17 protein-coding genes are annotated in these 17,941 nt (G+C 64.7%); 8 read left to right on the top strand and 9 right to left on the bottom strand.

Annotation, left to right across the window (positions count from 1 at the left end; all coding sequences use genetic code 11):
• Nucleotides 1-4 precede the first annotated feature (4 nt).
• Nucleotides 5-2,467 (bottom strand): DNA translocase FtsK, encoded by a 2,463-nt coding sequence (locus tag RFM68_RS12920; protein WP_320233357.1) that lies wholly within the window; start codon nt 2,465-2,467, stop codon nt 5-7.
• Nucleotides 2,468-2,588: 121 nt separating this feature from the next.
• Nucleotides 2,589-3,287, bottom strand: coding sequence for a TetR/AcrR family transcriptional regulator (locus tag RFM68_RS12925; protein WP_320233358.1), 699 nt, complete (start codon nt 3,285-3,287; stop codon nt 2,589-2,591).
• Between the two features lie 133 nt (nt 3,288-3,420).
• Between RFM68_RS12925 and RFM68_RS12930 the strand changes: the two genes are divergently transcribed.
• The 4 genes from RFM68_RS12930 to RFM68_RS12945 all read left to right on the top strand — a co-directional run bounded on the left by RFM68_RS12930 (nt 3,421) and on the right by RFM68_RS12945 (nt 8,316).
• A complete protein-coding gene (locus RFM68_RS12930) occupies nt 3,421-4,614 on the top strand; it encodes an HlyD family secretion protein (protein WP_320233359.1) in 1,194 nt (397 codons plus the stop codon).
• 150 nt (nt 4,615-4,764) lie between these two features.
• Nucleotides 4,765-6,378, top strand: coding sequence for a DHA2 family efflux MFS transporter permease subunit (locus RFM68_RS12935; RefSeq protein WP_320233360.1), 1,614 nt, complete (start codon nt 4,765-4,767; stop codon nt 6,376-6,378).
• 169 nt (nt 6,379-6,547) lie between these two features.
• On the top strand, nt 6,548-7,828 hold the full coding sequence (locus RFM68_RS12940) for an SDR family oxidoreductase (protein ID WP_320233361.1): 1,281 nt from the start codon (nt 6,548-6,550) through the stop codon (nt 7,826-7,828).
• Complete coding sequence (locus tag RFM68_RS12945; protein ID WP_320233362.1) at nt 7,828-8,316, top strand: DUF2269 family protein; 489 nt, start codon at nt 7,828-7,830, stop codon at nt 8,314-8,316. The genes RFM68_RS12940 and RFM68_RS12945 overlap by 1 nt, the downstream gene beginning before the upstream one ends.
• Before the next feature lie 21 nt (nt 8,317-8,337).
• On the opposite strand, the gene msrB is transcribed toward RFM68_RS12945, so the two are convergent.
• The 4 genes from msrB to RFM68_RS12965 form a co-directional block, all read right to left on the bottom strand.
• Nucleotides 8,338-8,841, bottom strand: a complete 504-nt coding sequence (gene msrB, locus RFM68_RS12950; RefSeq protein WP_320233363.1) for a peptide-methionine (R)-S-oxide reductase MsrB — start codon at nt 8,839-8,841, stop codon at nt 8,338-8,340.
• Between the two features lie 200 nt (nt 8,842-9,041).
• Nucleotides 9,042-9,599: a fasciclin domain-containing protein gene (locus RFM68_RS12955; RefSeq protein WP_320233364.1), complete on the bottom strand. Its 558-nt coding sequence runs from the start codon at nt 9,597-9,599 to the stop codon at nt 9,042-9,044.
• Nucleotides 9,600-9,814: 215 nt separating this feature from the next.
• Entirely contained in the window at nt 9,815-10,537 is a 723-nt protein-coding gene (locus RFM68_RS12960; RefSeq protein ID WP_320233365.1) for an anti-sigma factor, read from the bottom strand.
• Nucleotides 10,534-11,073 (bottom strand): sigma-70 family RNA polymerase sigma factor, encoded by a 540-nt coding sequence (locus RFM68_RS12965; RefSeq protein ID WP_320233366.1) that lies wholly within the window; start codon nt 11,071-11,073, stop codon nt 10,534-10,536. The genes RFM68_RS12960 and RFM68_RS12965 overlap by 4 nt, the downstream gene beginning before the upstream one ends.
• A gap of 152 nt (nt 11,074-11,225) precedes the next feature.
• Here RFM68_RS12965 and RFM68_RS12970 point away from each other — a divergent pair, with 152 nt between their 5' ends.
• Entirely contained in the window at nt 11,226-12,722 is a 1,497-nt protein-coding gene (locus tag RFM68_RS12970; protein ID WP_320233367.1) for an amidase, read from the top strand.
• Between the two features lie 306 nt (nt 12,723-13,028).
• Nucleotides 13,029-13,922, top strand: a complete 894-nt coding sequence (gene argB, locus RFM68_RS12975; protein WP_320233368.1) for an acetylglutamate kinase — start codon at nt 13,029-13,031, stop codon at nt 13,920-13,922.
• 35 nt (nt 13,923-13,957) lie between these two features.
• On the opposite strand, the gene bchE is transcribed toward argB, so the two are convergent.
• Nucleotides 13,958-15,508, bottom strand: a complete 1,551-nt coding sequence (gene bchE, locus RFM68_RS12980; RefSeq protein ID WP_320233369.1) for a magnesium-protoporphyrin IX monomethyl ester anaerobic oxidative cyclase — start codon at nt 15,506-15,508, stop codon at nt 13,958-13,960.
• Between the two features lie 106 nt (nt 15,509-15,614).
• Nucleotides 15,615-16,091, bottom strand: a complete 477-nt coding sequence (locus tag RFM68_RS12985; protein ID WP_320233370.1) for an Lrp/AsnC family transcriptional regulator — start codon at nt 16,089-16,091, stop codon at nt 15,615-15,617.
• 139 nt (nt 16,092-16,230) lie between these two features.
• Here RFM68_RS12985 and phhA point away from each other — a divergent pair, with 139 nt between their 5' ends.
• Nucleotides 16,231-17,067, top strand: a complete 837-nt coding sequence (gene phhA, locus RFM68_RS12990) for a phenylalanine 4-monooxygenase (protein ID WP_320233371.1) — start codon at nt 16,231-16,233, stop codon at nt 17,065-17,067.
• A gap of 82 nt (nt 17,068-17,149) precedes the next feature.
• On the opposite strand, the gene RFM68_RS12995 is transcribed toward phhA, so the two are convergent.
• Entirely contained in the window at nt 17,150-17,638 is a 489-nt protein-coding gene (locus RFM68_RS12995) for a MarR family winged helix-turn-helix transcriptional regulator (protein ID WP_320233372.1), read from the bottom strand.
• A 105-nt stretch (nt 17,639-17,743) separates the two neighbouring features.
• Here RFM68_RS12995 and RFM68_RS13000 point away from each other — a divergent pair, with 105 nt between their 5' ends.
• A complete protein-coding gene (locus tag RFM68_RS13000) occupies nt 17,744-17,911 on the top strand; it encodes a hypothetical protein (protein WP_320233373.1) in 168 nt (55 codons plus the stop codon).
• Nucleotides 17,912-17,941: the final 30 nt, after the last annotated feature.

A 17,941-nucleotide genomic window follows, 5' to 3' on the forward strand; every position in this document is an offset into this window, starting at 1 on the left:
AGGATCAATCCCTCTCGTCGCGTTCGGGCTCGCGATCGCGCCGGCCGGTGAGGATCTCGCGCTTGCCGACATGGTTGGGCGCGCCGACCAGGCCCTCCTTTTCCATGCGTTCGACCAGCGAGGCGGCGCGGTTGTAGCCGACGCCGAGCCGGCGCTGGATGTAGGAGGTCGAGCATTTCTTGTCGCGCTTGACCACTTTGACGGCTTCCTCATAGAGGGCGTCGCCATCCTCCTCGGCGATCGCGCTCTTGTCGAAGACCGGACCGGCGTCCGCCGCTTCCTCAGCCTCTTCCTCGTCGGCCGTGACGGTGTCGAGATATTCGGGACGCCCTTGCGCTTTCAGATGCGCCACGACGTGCTCGACCTCTACGTCCGAGACGAAAGGACCGTGCACGCGCGAAATGCGCCCGCCGCCGGCCATGTGCAGCATGTCGCCCTGGCCGAGCAGCTGCTCGGCGCCCTGCTCGCCGAGGATGGTGCGGCTGTCGATCTTCGACGTCACCTGGAAAGAGATGCGGGTCGGGAAATTGGCCTTGATGGTGCCGGTGATGACGTCGACGGACGGACGCTGCGTAGCCATGATCAGATGGATGCCGGCAGCGCGCGCCATCTGCGCCAGCCGCTGGATCGCGCCTTCGATCTCCTTGCCGGCCACCATCATCAGGTCGGCCATCTCGTCGACGATGATGACGATATAGGGCATGGGCGCGAGGTCGATCGCTCGTTCCTCGAACAGCGGCTCGCCGGTGTCCTTCTCGAAGCCGGCCTGCACCTGCATGGTCACGACCTCGCCCTTGTCACGGGCGCCTGCCGCGCGCTGGTTGTAGCCGTCGATGTTGCGTACCCCGAGGCGCGCCATCTTGCGGTAGCGGTCCTCCATCTCGCGCACCGCCCATTTCAGGGCGGTGACAGCCTTCTTGGGATCGGTGACGACCGGCGTCAAAAGATGCGGGATGCCATCATAGACGGAGAGTTCCAGCATCTTGGGGTCGACCATGATGAGGCGGCATTCCTCCGGCTTCATGCGGTAGAGCAGCGACAGGATCATGGTGTTGATGGCGACCGACTTGCCGGAGCCGGTCGTGCCCGCCACCAGCAGATGAGGCATCTTGGCCAACTCGGCGATGACCGGTTCGCCGCCGATCGTCTTGCCGAGACCGAGCGCCAGCTTGCAGGAGGTGTTGCGGAAGCCGGCCGATCCGATCAGCTCGCGGAAATAGACCGTTTCGCGGGTTTCGTTGGGCAGCTCGATGCCGATGACATTGCGGCCCGGCACCACGGCGACGCGCGCCGAAATCGCCGACATGGAGCGGGCGATGTCGTCGGCGAGACCGATGACGCGGCTGGACTTCACGCCCGGCGCCGGCTCGAACTCGTAGAGGGTGACGACCGGGCCCGGCCGGACATGGATGATCTCGCCCTTGACGCCGAAATCCTCCAGCACGCTTTCAAGCAGGTCGGCGTTCTGCTCCATCCGCTCCTGCGACATGTAGAAGCCCTGGCCTTCCGGCGGCATCTGCAAAAGGTCCTCGGAAGGAAGCGCGTAGCCGGCCGAAGCGGACGGTGGCGTGACCGCACCGGCAACGGGCAGGGAAGGCGCCGGCCTGTTGGTCCTTCTTACCGCGCCGGAAATCGGCACGGCCGCTGCAGGTTTGGGTTGGGCGGCCGCCGGAGCCGGACCTGGCGTCGAGGCAGGGCTTGCGTCCACGGTGTTGCGCCATTCGATGACGCGGTAAAATGACGTCGCCTCGCCCAGGAAAGCGACATGGGGCTGGGTTGGCTGTGCAACCGGACGATGCGCCGGCATTGGCTTGACGGCCGGCGACGCCGGAACGGCGGGCACTTGTCCCGCCTCGTTCAGGCGCGCCCGCGCCAGGCGCTCGGCGAGGAAGGGCATGCCGAACTCGAAAAAGGCATGATCGGAAAGATAGGACCAGCGCAATCCGGACGGGTGCGGCTTCGGCGTCGGAGCGGCGGCGGCCTGGAGCGCAACCGGAGCGGCGGGCGTGACGACCGAAGGCGCGCGGACCGGTTTGGTTTGTGTCGGCGGCACGGCGCGAGCGGCGGCGGGGCTTGCCCGGGCTGGACTGGCTGCCGCCGGGGCCGCCGGCGCGGGCCGGAGGGGCTCGCCGACAGGTGCCTTGCTCTGCGCGGCATCTTCCGTCTGCTGGGCGGATCGCTTGGCGAGATCGGTATCCGGCGTGCGGGTGAAACGCACGTTCGGCGCAAGGAAGAAATAGTCCTGCCAGGCCGGACGGCTGAATTCACCGCCATCGGCCGAATCGAACGATGTACCGGGAGCGGCATTCGGTTCGCCTTCAACCGAGGTCTGCAACGTCACGACCTGCCGCGCTTGCGCCTGTGTTCGCGGGACCGCGTCACGACGCCCGGTTTCCTCCGCGCGACGGTGGTCGTCGTCGTTGCCGTAGGCGGAATCGCCGGAATGATTGGCACGGGGAAAGCGCATGAATGTCATACTCGAGACTCGCCGATTGAACGTGTCCCGAGACATAGAAAGCGATGGTTAACAGGTTCTTCCGAAGGCGCTCGCAGATCGATGCCGATCGACGTTTCGTTTGTCCGGACAGTCAGGCCGATGTCAACGCCTTTTCCTCGGCGAGGAATTTTTCCGTGGCGTAGGCCTTGAGAAACACATCGACGCCGGACGTCACGATATGCTCGATCTCCGCCAGGCTCGGCGCCTTGGTGCGGTAGGAAAAGATGCACTGGCGGAACAGGCCGGCGAGGCAGAGCTCTGTGAACTGATAGGCGGCAAGGTCGACATCGTCGATCTTGAGCAGGCCGCGTTCGACGGCTTCACTGAGGAACGTCATGACCTTGTCGTGGCCGCGCTTCGGGCCGCGCTCGTAAAAACGCGCGCCAAGCTCGGGTATCCTGTCGGACGCGCCGACCACCGTGCGCTGGGCCTGGATGACCTTGGCCGAGGTGATTTTGGCGGAGAGGACCATGCCGAACTTCACCAGCGTCTTGCGCAGGTCGTCGAAATGATCGAGCACCTCATACATGTTCTTGAAGATGGTGCCGCGCTCTTCCTCGATGAGAGCCTCGAACAGCTCTTCCTTGTTTTCGAAATAGACGTAGATCGTGCCCTTGGAGACGCCGGCCTCGCGCGTGATGTCGTTCATCGAGGCGGCCTCGAAGCCCTTGTCTATGAAAACGCGGCGCGCGCCTTCGATGATCTGGGCCCGCTTGACCGGGTCCTGCCCGGCCGCCGGACGACCCTTGCGTAAGTCGAGCAGATCGCTATCGGCTGTCGTGTCGACCATGGAAGTCATTCCTTAGAAAATAATTCGAACCGCCCGGTTCGATTTCCTCTTGATATGGTCCTGTTTCCGCGCTATGTCAATCTCCAATTCGAACCGAACGGTTCAGTCTGACTGACAATCCAGAGAGAATACCATGTCCTCCAACGCGCCCGCCACCGCCGAAGTCCGCACGTTTCCCAACGCCAAGGTCCAACCGTCGACCGAAGCGCCGGAAGCACCTGTCCAACCCGTCACCCCGGTTGCGCCTCCCGCAACCGAAGCGCCGGCCAAGAAGAAGCGTTCGGTGCGCTCCTTCCTTTTGCCGATCATCGGCCTGGCCCTGCTCGGCGCCGGCTCCTGGTATGGGTATAACTACTGGACCGACGGCCGGTTCATGATTTCCACGGACGACGCCTATGTCCAGGCCGATATGTCGTTCGTGTCGCCGAAAATCTCCGGTTACATCGACAAGGTGCTGGTGAGCGAGAACCAGCAGGTCAAGGCCGGCGATCCGCTGTTCGTCATCGATAATGGCGACTACAAGATCGCTGTCGCCCAGGCCGAAGCGCAGATCGCAACGCTGGCAAAGACGCTCGACCGCATCGACGCGCAGACCAAGGCAGCCCAGGCCTCGCTGTCGCAGGCTCAGGCGCAGAAGATCGCCGACCAGGCCGCCGCCGACAATGCGGCGCGCGCCCAGTTGCGCGCAGCGCAGCTGCTCAAGACCCGTGTCGGCTCGCAGGCGCAACTCGACGACGCCCAGACCGCGCTCGACCAGGCCAAGGCGGCACTTGTCGGCGCCGACGCGCAGATTGCCGCCGCACAGGCCAATATCGGAGTGCTGGAGGCCCAGCGCGCGGAGCAGGCCTCGACGCTCGCCTCGCTGCAGCTCACCCGCGACAAGGCCCAGCGCGACCTGTCCTTCACCGTGCTGAAGGCTCCTTATGACGGCGTCGTCGGTAACCGCTCGGTCGAACAGGGCGACCTCGTCAGCCCCGGCCAGAAGCTCGCCGTCGTCGTGCCGATGGACAAGCTCTACATCGTCGGCAACTTCAAGGAGACGCAGCTTGGCCGGATGGTGCCAGGCGAGAAGGTCCGCATCACGGTGGACGCCATCGACGGCCAGACCTTCGAAGGCACGGTGTCTTCGCTGGCACCGGCTTCGGGCGCGGTGTTCTCGCTGCTGCCGCCGGAAAACGCCACCGGCAACTTCACCAAGGTGGTGCAGCGCGTTCCCGTGCGCATCGACGTGCCGGCCGACGTGTTGAAGACCGGCAAGCTGCGCGCCGGCCTGAGCGTCGTCGTCGCGGTCGACAGCCGCACCGCGCCGGCCTCGACGACCAACTAAGCAATGGGGGGGCGGCCTGGCGGCCAATTGAGCGCCGAGCCGCCCAGCCTGCTTCAGAGCGGCGCGTCCGCTCCAGATATCTGTTTTGACGCAATTCCGGACGGAAACCCGCTACGCGCCTTTCCTGGAATTGCTTAGGGAGGCCACGACATGGCAACCGCAACCATTACCGCAGGATCAGTACCGGGACGTCCGGCAGCTGCCGCCGCGCCCGCCCTGCCCGCGGATCACATGCCGGTCCGCCGCGTCATCGCCTTCCTGGCGATGGTGTTCGGCATGTTCATGGCGATCCTCGACATCCAGATCGTCTCGGCCTCGCTCTCGGAAATCCAGGCGGGCCTGAGCGCCAGCTCCGACGAGATCCCATGGGTGCAGACCGCCTACCTGATCGCCGAAGTGGTGATGATCCCGCTGTCGGGCTTCCTCAGCCGCATGCTGTCGACGCGCGTGCTGTTCACCGCCGCGGCGGCCGGCTTCACCGCCGCCAGCGCGCTTGCCGCGACCGCCACCAACATCGACCAGATGATCGTCTACCGCGCCATCCAGGGTTTCATCGGCGGCGGCATGATCCCCAGCGTCTTCGCGGCCGCCTTCACCATTTTTCCGCCCTCGCGCCGCGCCGTGGTCTCGCCGATGATCGGCCTGGTGGCGACGCTGGCACCGACCATCGGCCCGACGGTGGGCGGCTATATCAGCCATGCCATGTCGTGGCACTGGCTGTTCCTGATCAATGTCGTGCCGGGCATATTGGTGGCGACGGCGGCCTGGGCGCTGATCGATTTCGACAAGCCGAACCTCAAGCTGTTCAGCAAGTTCGACTGGTGGGGCCTCGCCGGCATGGCCGCCTTCCTCGGCTGCATGGAATATGTGCTGGAGGAAGGTCCGAACCACGACTGGCTGCAGGAGCCGGCTGTCTTTGCCTGCGCCGTCATCATGACCATCGGCGGCGTCATCTTCTTCTGGCGCGTCTTCACCGCCGAGGAGCCGATCGTCGACCTCAGGGCCTTCAGCAACGTCAACTTCGCCTTCGGCTCGCTGTTCTCCTTCGTCGTCGGCATCGGCCTTTACGGGCTCACCTATCTCTATCCGGTGTTCCTCGGCCGTATCCGCGGTTACGATTCGATGATGATCGGCGAGGCGCTGTTCGTCAGCGGCCTGGCGATGTTCTTCACCGCGCCCGTTGCCGGCATCCTGTCGAACAAGATCGATCTCAGGCTGATGATGATGATCGGCTTTTTCGGCTTCGCCACCGGCACCTGGTGGATGACGCATCTCACCGCCGACTGGGATTTTTATGAGCTCTTGATCCCGCAGATCCTGCGCGGCTGCTCGATGATGCTGTGCATGGTGCCGATCAACAACATCGCGCTCGGCACGCTGCCGCCGGAGCGGCTGAAGAATGCGTCGGGCCTGTTCAACCTGACCCGCAATCTCGGCGGCGCCGTCGGCCTCGCCGTCATCAACACGGTGCTGATCGACCGCAACGCCTTTCACTACGCCAGGCTTGCCGAGCATGTGGAGTGGGGGAGTGCCGCGGCGCAGACCAAGCTGCAGAACATGACGCTGAACTTCGAGCAGACCGCCGGCCTCGATGCCACAAGCGCGGCGATCTCCAAGCTCTCGGGCATGGTGCATCAGCAGGCGGCGTTGCTGTCGTTCATCGACGTGTTCCTGATGCTGACGGCGCTGTTCGCTTCGCTCGGGTTCTTCGTGCTGTTCATCAACAAGCCAGCCCAGCAGGGCGGCGGTGGCGGAGGCCATTGAGGAGCCGGAACCCCCGCCTGGCGCCCTCATACATAACCCCGGAAATCGGCAGCGATTTCCGGGGTTATGTTTTTGAATCAGTGGCCGAGAGCCATGCGTGTTGTTGTCCCCAACGCTGCAGAGTCCCCAACGCTGCAGACTTCTGGCCGACATGCACTAGAGTTCCGGCATGAACATCCTGATTCTCGGCGCCACTGGCTTCATCGGATCGGCCGTCACACGGAAACTCGTTGCAGACGGCCATCAGGTCACTGGACTTGGTCGCGACCCCGCGCGTTCGGTGCTGAAGATGCCGCATGGCCGCTGGCTGAAGACTGATCTCGCCGGCATGACGCGACGCGAGGACTGGCTGGGCGTGCTGGATGGCCAGCAGGCTGTCGTCAATTGCGCCGGCGCGCTGCAGGACGGGCACGCCGACGACCTCCGCGCCACCCAGGAACTGGCGATGCTCGCCCTCTACGAGGCTGCGCGCGACCGGGACTTGCTGATTGTCCAGATATCGGCGGAAACCGACGGCACCGGCCGCGACCTGCCATTTCTCGATACCAAGAGGCGAGCCGATGCGGCGCTCGCGGCAAGCGGCGTGCGCCAGGTCATCCTGCGCCCGGCGCTGGTGCTCGGCCGCAACGCCCATGGCGGATCCGCTCTGCTGCGGGCGCTTGCGGCCTTTCCCCTCGCGATCCCGCTGGCCTATGCCGACAGCCCGATCATGACGGTTGCACTCGATGATGTCGCGAGCGCCGTCAGCGCCGCCATCCAAGGCACGCTGCCGTTGGGCTCGGATATCGCGCTGGGCCGCGATGACGGGCTGAGGCTGAAGGACATCGCCCTCCTGCATCGCAGCTGGCTCGGCCTTCCTCCGGCTGCAGTGCTCGACGTGCCGCCCCTGGTCGCCAGGCCGGTGACATGGCTCGCCGATCTCGCCGGCCGGCTCGGCTGGCGCTCGCCGCTCCGCTCCACGGCGATGGCGGTGATGTCGGGCGGAGTCGAGGTTCGGCCGCAGCCGAGCAAAGGCCAGCATCTCGCGTCAGCGACTGAGACGCTCGCCGCCGCCCCTTCGGGCGTGCAGGATTTGTGGTTTGCCCGCCTGTACCTGTTGAAGGCGCCTGTCATCGTCACGCTCGCGCTGTTTTGGTTGTACTCGGGCCTCGCGCCATTCCTGGCCTTCGCGGCGGCGCGCAGTCATTTCGCAGGTTTTCTGCCAGACAGTGCCGCGAGCCTCATGGTGACGCTGACATGTCTGGCCGATATCGGGCTGGGGCTCGCGGTGCTTTTCCGCCCCTGGGCTCGGCGCGCTCTGATCGGCATGCTGCTGCTGACGTTCGCCTACTTGCTTGCCGCGACATTCGCCGAACCCGTGCTCTGGCTCGATCCGTTAGGCCCCCTCGTCAAAGTGGTCCCGTCGATCATGCTGACGCTGGTGGCCCTTGCCACCCTGGACGAACGCTGATGGCGATCGAAGAGGTGCTTCGACTTCTGCATGTGCTCGGCGCGACGGTGCTGTTCGGCACCGGGCTCGCCATCGCCTTCTTCATGGTGATGGCCGTCAGAACCCGCGATCCCCAGATCATCGCCCATGTCACCGGCATTGTGGTGATCGCCGACACGGTCTTCACGGCAACCGCGGTCGTAATGCAGCCGCTGACCGGTTACGGCTTGGCGCGCAGCATCGGCTGGCCGCTCAACGAGGGATGGATCCTGCTGGCGTTGGCCCTCTATGTCGTCGTCGGCCTGTTCTGGCTGCCAGTGGTCTGGATCCAGATCCGGCTGCGCAACATGGCAAGGCAAGCGGCGGCCGAAGCATCCGCGCTACCGCCCGGGTTCGACCGGCTCTATCGGATCTGGTTCGCCTTCGGCTTTCCGGCTTTTCTCGCCGTAATCGCCATCTTCTGGCTGATGCTGACCAAGCCCAGCATCAGCATGTTCGGCCTCAATTGAAGCCGATCTCGACGCCCCCGATCAGGCAGCGGCGGGCTTGAAGCTCAGCGCCACGCCGTTGATGCAATGGCGCAGGCCGGTGGGCGGCGGGCCGTCGTCGAAGACATGGCCGAGATGTCCGCCGCAGCGCCGGCAATGGACTTCGGTGCGCGTCATGCCGAGCGAGCGATCCTCGGTCTTGCCGATGGAGTGGGCAATTTCCTGGTAGAAACTCGGCCAACCGGTGCCGGAATCGAATTTCGTCTCCGACGAATAGACCGGCAGGTCGCAGCCGGCGCAGGCGAAGACGCCCTTGCGATGCTCGTTGAGCAGCGGGCTCGTGCCCGGATATTCCGTGCCTTCCTTGCGCAGCACGTCGAAGGCGGCATCCGAAAGGATGGCGTGCCATTCGGCGTCGGTCTTGGTGACCTCGAAGGTCTCGGCGGCCAAAGCCGGCTTCGGTCCGCCGACGCGCAGCATCGCTGCGGATCCGACGATAAGAGCGGCGCCGGCGGCCCCGCTCCAGAGAAAGTCGCGACGATTCATGGCCATTCCTCCTGACGCATTTTGCCAAGATAGAGCACCGCCCGGAAATCAAAACCCGGTGACGCCCCATCCTTGTTTTGAGCATGCTGCTCCGCGCCGCCCTGGCGGGACGACGCGGAGCACACTCTCTTGCCGGCGGCGCGGATCTTGAATGATGCGGCCGGCGCTCAGCCATGTCTTCGCCGGCTAGGCCCGCTTTGTTACATCTTCGGCAAGAGAACCTTGTCGATGACGTGGATGACGCCGTTCGACTGGCGAACATCGGCGATGGTGACATGGGCGACGTTGCCGTTCTCGTCGGTGACCGTGACCTTGCCCTTCTCCGCCTTCAGCGTCAGTTCGCAGCCGCCGACCGTCTTGACCTGGTGCGCGCCGCCATCGGCCTTGGCCATCTTGGCGACATCGGCGGCCAGCGCCTTGGCGGCGACGACATGACAGGTCAGGACCTTGGTCAGCTTGTCCTTGTTCTCAGGCTTGAGCAGCGTGTCGACGGTGCCTGCCGGCAGTGCCGCGAAAGCTTCGTTGGTCGGCGCGAAGACGGTGAACGGACCGGCGCCCTGCAGCGTGTCGACCAGGCCGGCGGCCTTGACCGCGGCGACCAGCGTGGTGTGGTCCTTCGAATTGACGGCGTTCTCGATGATGTTTTTCTTGGCATACATCGGCGCGCCGCCGACCATCGGATTGGCGGCATAGGCAACGGCGCCGAGCGCGGAAAGGCCGAGCGTAGAGGCGAGCAAAAGGGTGGCTATTTTACGCATGGTGTCAGTCTCCTCGGGTTGTTTTTCCCATTCTTGGGAACGCGAGGAGATACGGGCCAAGAAAAAGTTAGTTTCACGAACGTCGCGAGATTTGTTTCTCCACCCGGTTTATTTTGCCTACTCCAATTGTGGCGACGGCACACTTTTTCGATCCGCCGAATGCAGCGGACATCCTTTAATTAGTCTTTGAAAATGCGCTTCACCCGAAGAAGCGATCAGATGCCCTTCAGGTCACCCGCGGCGACGACCGGACCGGTCGGCTGGCCTGTCGGCGAACCGCCCGAAGGCTCGAGGCTGACGGCGAGAACGGCGCCTTGCGCCAGCTTCTGCTGGACGGCCGGGGTAACCGCCATGCGCGCGGTCTGGCCGGCTGGGATGACGCCCATCGACACCGGCGCGTTCTTGCCTTCGATCATCCACAGCTCGAAGTCCTTGCCGGCGCCGCGATCGCCCGAAACCAGCGAAAGGCCGACTTCGTGGCGGGCAGCGTCATAGACGGCGAGGTATTTGACAGGGCTGTTGTCGGCGGCCAGCGAGGCGACCAGCCTGGTCCCGGGCTGCGGGACCGGCGGATTGACGTAAGGCAGGGCGACATAGACGGCCAAAGCGGCAATGGCCGCGGCGGCAAGGACGCGCCAGAAGGCAAGGCTCGACCACAGGCCGCTGCCGGGCGCCGTGGACGTAGCAGCCGACGATGCAAACAGGCGCCGATCGATCGCCGCCTTGACCGAGGCCGGAGGCTCGACCGCGGCATAGGCGGCAGCCATCGGCGCGAAGCGGACTTCCCAGGCATCGACCAGATGGGCGAATGCCGTTTCCGTGTCGATCCTTCGGGAGGCGATCTGGCGTTCGTCGGCTGCCAGAACGCCGAGAACGTATTCGGCGGCGAGCAGGTCGTCGCCTCCACGTTCCGGTCCGTTGTCTTCCGCCAGCGTCATCTTTCCAGGCATTCTCTAAGTTTGAGCAGGCTTCGCCGCAGCCAGGTCCGCATCGTGTTCAGCGGAACCTTGAAGCGCTCCGCCAGCTCGGCATAGCTTTCGCCGCTCAAATAGGCGCCCCGGACGGCCGCCGCCCGGTCTTTCTCCAGTTCGTCGAGGCAGTGGTGGATGCGTTCGGTCTCGCCGCCCGCCACAGCCATGGCCTCGGGTCCCGGCGCTGGGTCGGCGACGTCGAGGGCTGCATCGATGTCGGCGGAAGGACCGCGCCGCGCCCTGATGCGATCGATCGCATGGTTGCGCGCAACGGCCACCAGCCAGGAAATCGGGCTCAGATCGGAAACCGCGAAACGATCCGCCTTCGTCCAGATTTTGACGAAGACCTCCTGCAGCGCTTCTTCCGCATCTCCCCTGTCCCTCAATACACGAAGGCAGACGCCCAAAAGTTTCGCGCTTGTCTGCCTGTAGAGCAGATCGAACGCAGCCCGGTCCTTCATCGAAGTCCGGACGATCAGCTTGCTGATGTCCTGCGGCGCCATGGCGGCAAATTAGAAGATTGCGATTTAATTGCAACGGGTACCGAAAGCCTTGTTCACCAAAGGGTTGCCGGTAGGCTCCGCACTTCGGTGCCGAGCCGTTGCCAAGCAAGCCGGGCACCGCTAGCCTCGCCAAACATGGGCGGGGAACAGCGATGTCGATCGAACGCGTACTTTGGGAACAGGATGCGACCGGGCTGGGCGAGCTCGTGCATCGGGGAGAAATCGCGCCGCAGGAACTGGTCGACGCGGCGATCGCGCGCGCCGAGGCGACCCGGCCCGATATCAACGCCATTGCCACGCCGCTTTACGACGACGCGCGCGCACGGGCCAAGACCATCGACCGCACGCTGCCGCTGGCCGGCGTGCCATTCGCGCTCAAGGATCTCGGCCTCGGCATTAAGGGCGTGCCTATCCATGGCGGCAGCCGCATTCCGCCTTTCACCGCCGATTTCAACTCGGTGATGGTCGAGCGTTATCTCGCCGCCGGCCTGATCCCGATCGCCACCAGCACCTCGCCCGAGCACGGGCTCAAGCTGATGACGGAGTCCGCCTGCTTCGGCATCACCCGCAACCCCTGGAACACCAGCCACACGACCGGCGGCTCGTCCGGCGGCTCCGCCGCGCTGGTGGCGGCCGGCGTGGTGCCGGCGGCGCATGCTTCCGACGGCGGCGGCTCGATCCGCGTGCCCTCGGCCTGCAGCGGGCTGGTGGGCTTGAAGACTTCGCGCGGCCGCGTGCCGCTGACGCCGCTTGTCAGCGAAAGCTGGTACGGCATGGTCGTCGACCATGCCGTCAGCCGCTCGGTGCGCGATACCGCACTGCTGCTCGACCTGACGCACGGCGCCGATCCGCTCTCGCCTTATGCGGCACGAGCGCCGAAGGGTTTCTTCGCGGCCGCCGCGGCGCGCGATCCGGGCAAGCTCAGCCTCGCCGTCTACCGCAAGTCGCCGCTCGGCCTGCTGATCTCGGCCGAAACGCTCCAGGCGCTCGACACCGGGGTGGCGCTGGCGCGCGAAGGCGGACACACGGTTGAGGAGATCGACCTGCCTTTCATCGGTCGCGACTTCATCGCCGATTTCTGCAAGACGGTCGCTTCCGCCGTTGCCGGCACGATGCGGGCGGAGGCGCAGCGCATCGGCCGTCCGGTGACCGGCGATGTCGAGCGCGCGACGCGCGTGCTCGGCCGGCTCGGCGAAATGCTGTCCGCCGGCGAGGTCTATGAGGGCGTGCAGCGGCTCAACGCCACCGCGCGCCAGCTGATCGAGGAGACCGCGCGCTACGACGCCGTGCTGATGCCGATCATCGCGCATCCGCCTTTAGCCTGCGGTTCGATGGACCCCAAGGGCGCCGACGAAGTCATCGAGAACCTGCTCGACAAATTGCATCTGACCAGCCTGCTCAAGGTCAAGGCGTTGTTCGGCCAACTGATGGACAAGAGCCTGTGGTTCACCCACTGGCCGGCGATCCAGAATGTCAGCGGGCAGCCGTCGATCGCGCTGCCGGTGCATGTCACGGCGGACGGCCTGCCGCTCGGCATCCAGGCCGCCGGCCGGCCCGGCGACGAGGAGACGCTTTTGTCCTTCGCCGCGCAGATGGAGAAGCTTTCGGGTTGGCTGCAGCGGCGGGCGCCGCTCAAGGTGCCTGGATAGGTCTGCCGATATTTAGGTGATGCCGGCCTGCGAACGACGGCTTTCTGCGCTTCCGGTACTCACGTACCAGAAAGTACGCTCCGTTCCGGTTCTCGAAACCCGCCATTCTCGACTCGGCCTGACCTGAATCTCGACAGACCTTGAAACCCGCCGATTTCGTCATTGTGACCGCAAAGCCGTTTGCGGCCAGCGGCAATTCCCGCTAAGACGCCGCCGTTCACGCTTTAACCTCTGATTTCAAGCATGTCTTCGTCCCGAAACCGGTTCCCACTTTCGGGAGACATGCTTCAGCTGGGATCGACATCGATGACGGACATCGCCGCCACCGCCGAAATGCAGGCCGCGCTGCTCTCGCGCGCGCTGCCTTACATGCAGCGCTACGAGAACAAGACGGTGGTGGTGAAATATGGCGGCCACGCCATGGGCGACCATGAGCTCGGCAAGGCGTTCGCCCGCGACATCGCGCTGTTGAAGCAATCCGGCGTCAATCCGATCGTCGTGCATGGCGGCGGGCCGCAGATCGGCGCGATGCTCTCCAAGATGGGCATCGAATCCAAGTTCGAGGGCGGGTTGCGCGTCACCGACCAGAAGACGGTCGAGATCGTCGAAATGGTGCTGGCCGGCTCGATCAACAAGGAGATCGTGGCGCTGATCAACGCCGAGGGCGAATGGGCGATCGGGCTCTGCGGCAAGGATGGCAACATGGTGTTCGCCGAAAAGGCGCGCAAGACCATGATCGATCCGGACTCCAATATCGAACGGGTGCTCGATCTCGGCTTCGTCGGCGAGCCGGTCGAGGTCGACCGCACGCTGCTCGATCTGCTGGCGCGCTCGGAAATGATCCCGGTGCTGGCGCCGGTGGCGCCCGGCCGCGACGGCCACACCTACAACATCAACGCAGACACGTTTGCCGGCGCGATCGCGGGCGCGTGCCGCGCCTCGCGCCTGCTGTTCCTTACCGACGTGCCGGGCGTGCTCGATAAGAACAAGAAGCTGATCGACGAGCTGACGGTCGCCGAAGCCAAGGCGCTGATCAAGGACGGCACGGTGTCGGGCGGCATGATCCCCAAGGTCGAGACCTGCATCGAGGCGATCGAGCGCGGCGTCGAGGGTGTCGTCATCCTCAACGGCAAGACGCCGCATTCGGTGCTGCTCGAGCTGTTCACCGAGCATGGCGCCGGTACGCTGATCGTTCCCTAGAAAGGGCAAGTTCACCGTTCGGTGAACTGCCATGATCAGCCGGCTAATCTTCTCTGATCTTCAATGACCACGGCCGGCTTTCGGGCCGGCCGACCGATGATCATCGATTCCTCCTCGGCGTCCTGCGGCGCGCCCCAGAACTCGGCGAGCGTCGGCCCATCCGTCACGCGGCCGTCGCGGGCCAGGAAACCCCAGACTTCGCGGAACCAGACGCGACGGCCCATCCTGGTGTACCAGCGCATCGAATGGCGCTGCTCGGGATCGGGATGGAACAGGATGCGCGCCAGCGCCTTTGGGCGCGACTGCACGGCGACTTCGATCAGCTTGACGGCGAAGAACAGCATCCACGGCTTCAGCCTGGTCATGTGCAGAACCTGATGCTTGTAGTCCCAGAGGCGGACATCCTGCTGGATCACCTTGCGGTCCTTGGCGATGCGGAAGAACGGCGTCCAGCGATGCGGCGTCACGTAAAGTGCCTGGATCTGGTCCGGGTCATAGGCGATGAGCTGACGAAAACCGCGCCAAAGGTCGCGAAAACCTTCATCCTCGAAGCCGGCGACCCAGGTCGCCATCGACAGGATGCCGTGCTGCCGAAGCAGCCGGATCGCCTCGCGATCGGACTTGGTGCTGCCGCCCTTGCGGATCAGCGACAGCGTCTCCTCGTCGGTGTTCTCCATGCCCAGCAGCCATCGGATGACACCGGCCCTGCGGAAGAGATGCAGGCTATCGGCGTCGCGCACGATGTCGTCGGCGCGAGTCGAGCCGACGATCAGCACCGGCACGTTCTCGGCGATCATGGCCTCCAGAAAAGCGCGCCAGGCCTTCTTCGAGGAGGTCGGGTTTTCGTCGGCCAGGTTGATCAGCTCGACGCCGTGCTCGCGATGCAGCCAGGCGATCTCCCTGGCGAATTTGACGGGATCGCGATGGCGCCAGCGGGTCCAGAAGCCGCGCTGGCCGCAATAGTTGCACAGATGCGGGCAGCCGCGCGAGAACTGCATGACCACGGCCCGCTTGCCGCCCCAATAGGAGTAGCGGCGATGGTCGATCAGCTCCCAGCCGACGCGATAGGCATCGAGATCGGCAATCGTCATGGCCGGCTGGGTGGCGACGGGGCGGCCGAGGTCGTCGCGATAGGCAACACCGGCAACGCTTGCCACCGGCTGGCGCATTTCGATGGCCTCGACCAGCGCCGTGGCGGTCGCCTCGCCCTCGCCGCGCACGATAAAGTCGAAGACGTCGGTCGCGGCGAGGATGTCGCGCCAATGATAGGTCGGGAAGACGCCGCCATAGATGACCATCACGCCCGGCGCGCGGTCTTTGATCATTTCGGCGATCTTCAAGGCAGTCGGATGCGCCGAGGTCGAGCCGGAATGGCCGATTAGGATGAAATCCGGATCGCCGCCGAGAGCGTCATCGACCAGCACCGAAAGCGGCATCGGCCCGAATTCGGCGTCGACCAGGCGCACCTGATGCCCGGAATCGATCAGCGGGCCGCCGATCGCCAAAAGGCCGAGCGGCGGCAGATGATCGTCGGGCACGCGGCTGCCGATGGCCGTGTGCGGCGGATTGATCAGCACGATGTTCAAGGCGGACCTCCATGGTGGTTGGTCCGCCTGTGCTAGTTGCCGATGTCGAAGCCGCCTTGGCGCGGTTCAGCAGTTTCCAAGCAGCTTTTCGCGAGATTTGAACGCGTCAGCGCCGCAGGTGGCTGAGCGGCACGTGGCCCGGTCCCTTGATGTTTTGCAGCACGAGTTGGGTGTGGACGTCGCGCACGCCGGGCAGCCGCATCAGCCGGTGCATGATGAAGGCGTTGAGGTCGTCGACAGACGGCACCATGACATGCAGCAGGAAATCGTAGTCGCCGGTCATCGTCCAGCACGACGAGACCTCGTCCATACGCTGCACGGCGGCAATGAAGCTTTCCGGCGAGCCGTCGCTGTGGCTGACCAGCCGCACCTGGACGAACACCTCGACCGTCAGGCCGACGGCGCGGCGGCTGAGCACGGCGGCAAAGCCCTTGATGATGCCGGCTTCCTGCAACGCCTCGAAGCGGCGCGCGCAAGGCGTGGTCGACAGGCCGATCTCCTGCGCCAGCTCGGAAACCGGCTTGCGGCCGTCAAGTTGCAGGATGTCGAGCATCCTTATTTCGAAATCATCGAGTTGAGGCATTTTCACTCCTCTTGGGCACGGATTGAGTGAATGCTATCTCGATTGCTTCATTCAGGCCATCATCAAAGCCGATTTCCCTCGCCGAATTCGGTTAACCTCAAGGCACAATGCGCATTCATGCTTTGCAGGGAGAAGAACCATGACGACGATGAGCGTTGCCGACTATGCCCGCGACTGCGCGGCGCAGGGGCTTCGCGGCGACTATTCGGTCTGCCGCGCCGATTTCACAGTGGCTCAAGGATACGACTATTCAGCCGAGGAACAGGCGGTTTGGCGCACGTTGTGCGACCGCCAGACGAAGCTGACGCGGAAGCTCGCGCATCGTTCCTATCTCGACGGCGTCGCCGCGCTCGGGCTGCTCGACAGGATTCCCGATTTCGACGACGTGAGCGAGAAGCTCACCAGGCTGACGGGGTGGGAGATCGTCGCCGTGCCGGGCCTGATCCCTGCCGGCCCGTTCTTCGATCATCTCGCCAATCGGCGCTTCCCGGTCACCAACTGGCTGCGGACGAAAGAAGAGCTCGACTACATCGTCGAGCCGGACATGTTCCACGACTTCTACGGCCATGTGCCGATCCTGACCCAGCCGGTGTTCGCCGATTTCATGCAGATGTATGGCGAGAAGGCCGAGGATGTGATTGCGCTTGGCGGCGACGAGATGATCACCCGGCTCTACTGGTACAGCGCCGAATACGGGCTCATCCAGGAAGCCGGCCAGCCGCTGAAGGCCTTCGGCGCCGGGCTGATGTCGTCCTTCACCGAGCTGCAATTCGCGGTCGAAAGCAAGGACGCCCATCATGTGCCGTTCAAGCTCGAGACAGTGATGCGCACCGGCTATGAGATCGACAAGTTCCAGCGCGCCTATTTCGTGCTGCCGTCCTTCGACGTGCTGCGCGATGCCTTCGGCGGTGCCGACCTTGCCGGCATCGTGGCGCGGTTCAAGGACGAGCCGGCGCTCGACCCGGCGACGGTCTGAGGTCGGTTTTTCGCCCAACCGACGCTCAGGGCGGTTCAGCTGCAATCAGGCGGCTGGGCCGCTTTGAGCTTTTTGCGGATCGTTACGCTTTGTCGGGCTCGGCCTTGATCCTGGCCAGCTGCTCGCCCTGCAGGTCGAGCGCGGCGTTGATGAAGCGCAGCACGGTCGCCAGCTCGGCATCGCTGAAGCTCGCCACCACCTTCTCGCCCTCCCGTGCGATAGCGCCGTAGTAGCGCTCCGACAGCTCTCTGGTCCGCTCGGTGGCCTCGATCACCACCTTGCGCCTGTCCTCGAGGCTGCGCGTCCGGGTGACGTATCCGCGCGCCTCCAGCCGATCGATCAATGCGGTGACGGCGGCCGGCGTCAGCCCGGTTGCCGTTGCCACGGCGCCCGCCGATTGCGGCCCCGCATAGAGCAGGCCAAGGCAATGCCGCTCGGCCGCGATCAGCCCGAGCCGTGCGCCCACCGCTTCGTCATAGGCCTGTGTCGCGTCCTGCCAGCGCATGACGGCGAGGCCGACGGCCTTTGTCAGCTCATCGCGTTTCGTGCTTGACGAATTTAGTTCGACCATCTAATTATCAATCTGTCTAACATTAAGACGAGAGTAGCAATATGCGGCCGCGACTCCCACAACGCAAGAGCCAGGAGCAGCGGCCGCCACACCGGAGAAATGCAAATGTTCGAGACCTCCACCCGCGCGCCGATGACCCCGGCCGAAGAGTACAAATACGCCAAGCTGGCGATGGAATGGTATGGCTGGGGTTCGCCCATCGGCCTCGGCATCCTGCTGGTGGCGCTGGCCGCCGCGGCCGTTCTGGCGCGCATTGCCATCCACGGGCTGTAGCCTCGCAATTTCACCCAAAGGCGCGCCATG

Origin of the sequence: Mesorhizobium montanum, from assembly GCF_033977145.1 — a bacterium.
GTDB lineage: Bacteria > Pseudomonadota > Alphaproteobacteria > Rhizobiales > Rhizobiaceae > Mesorhizobium > Mesorhizobium montanum.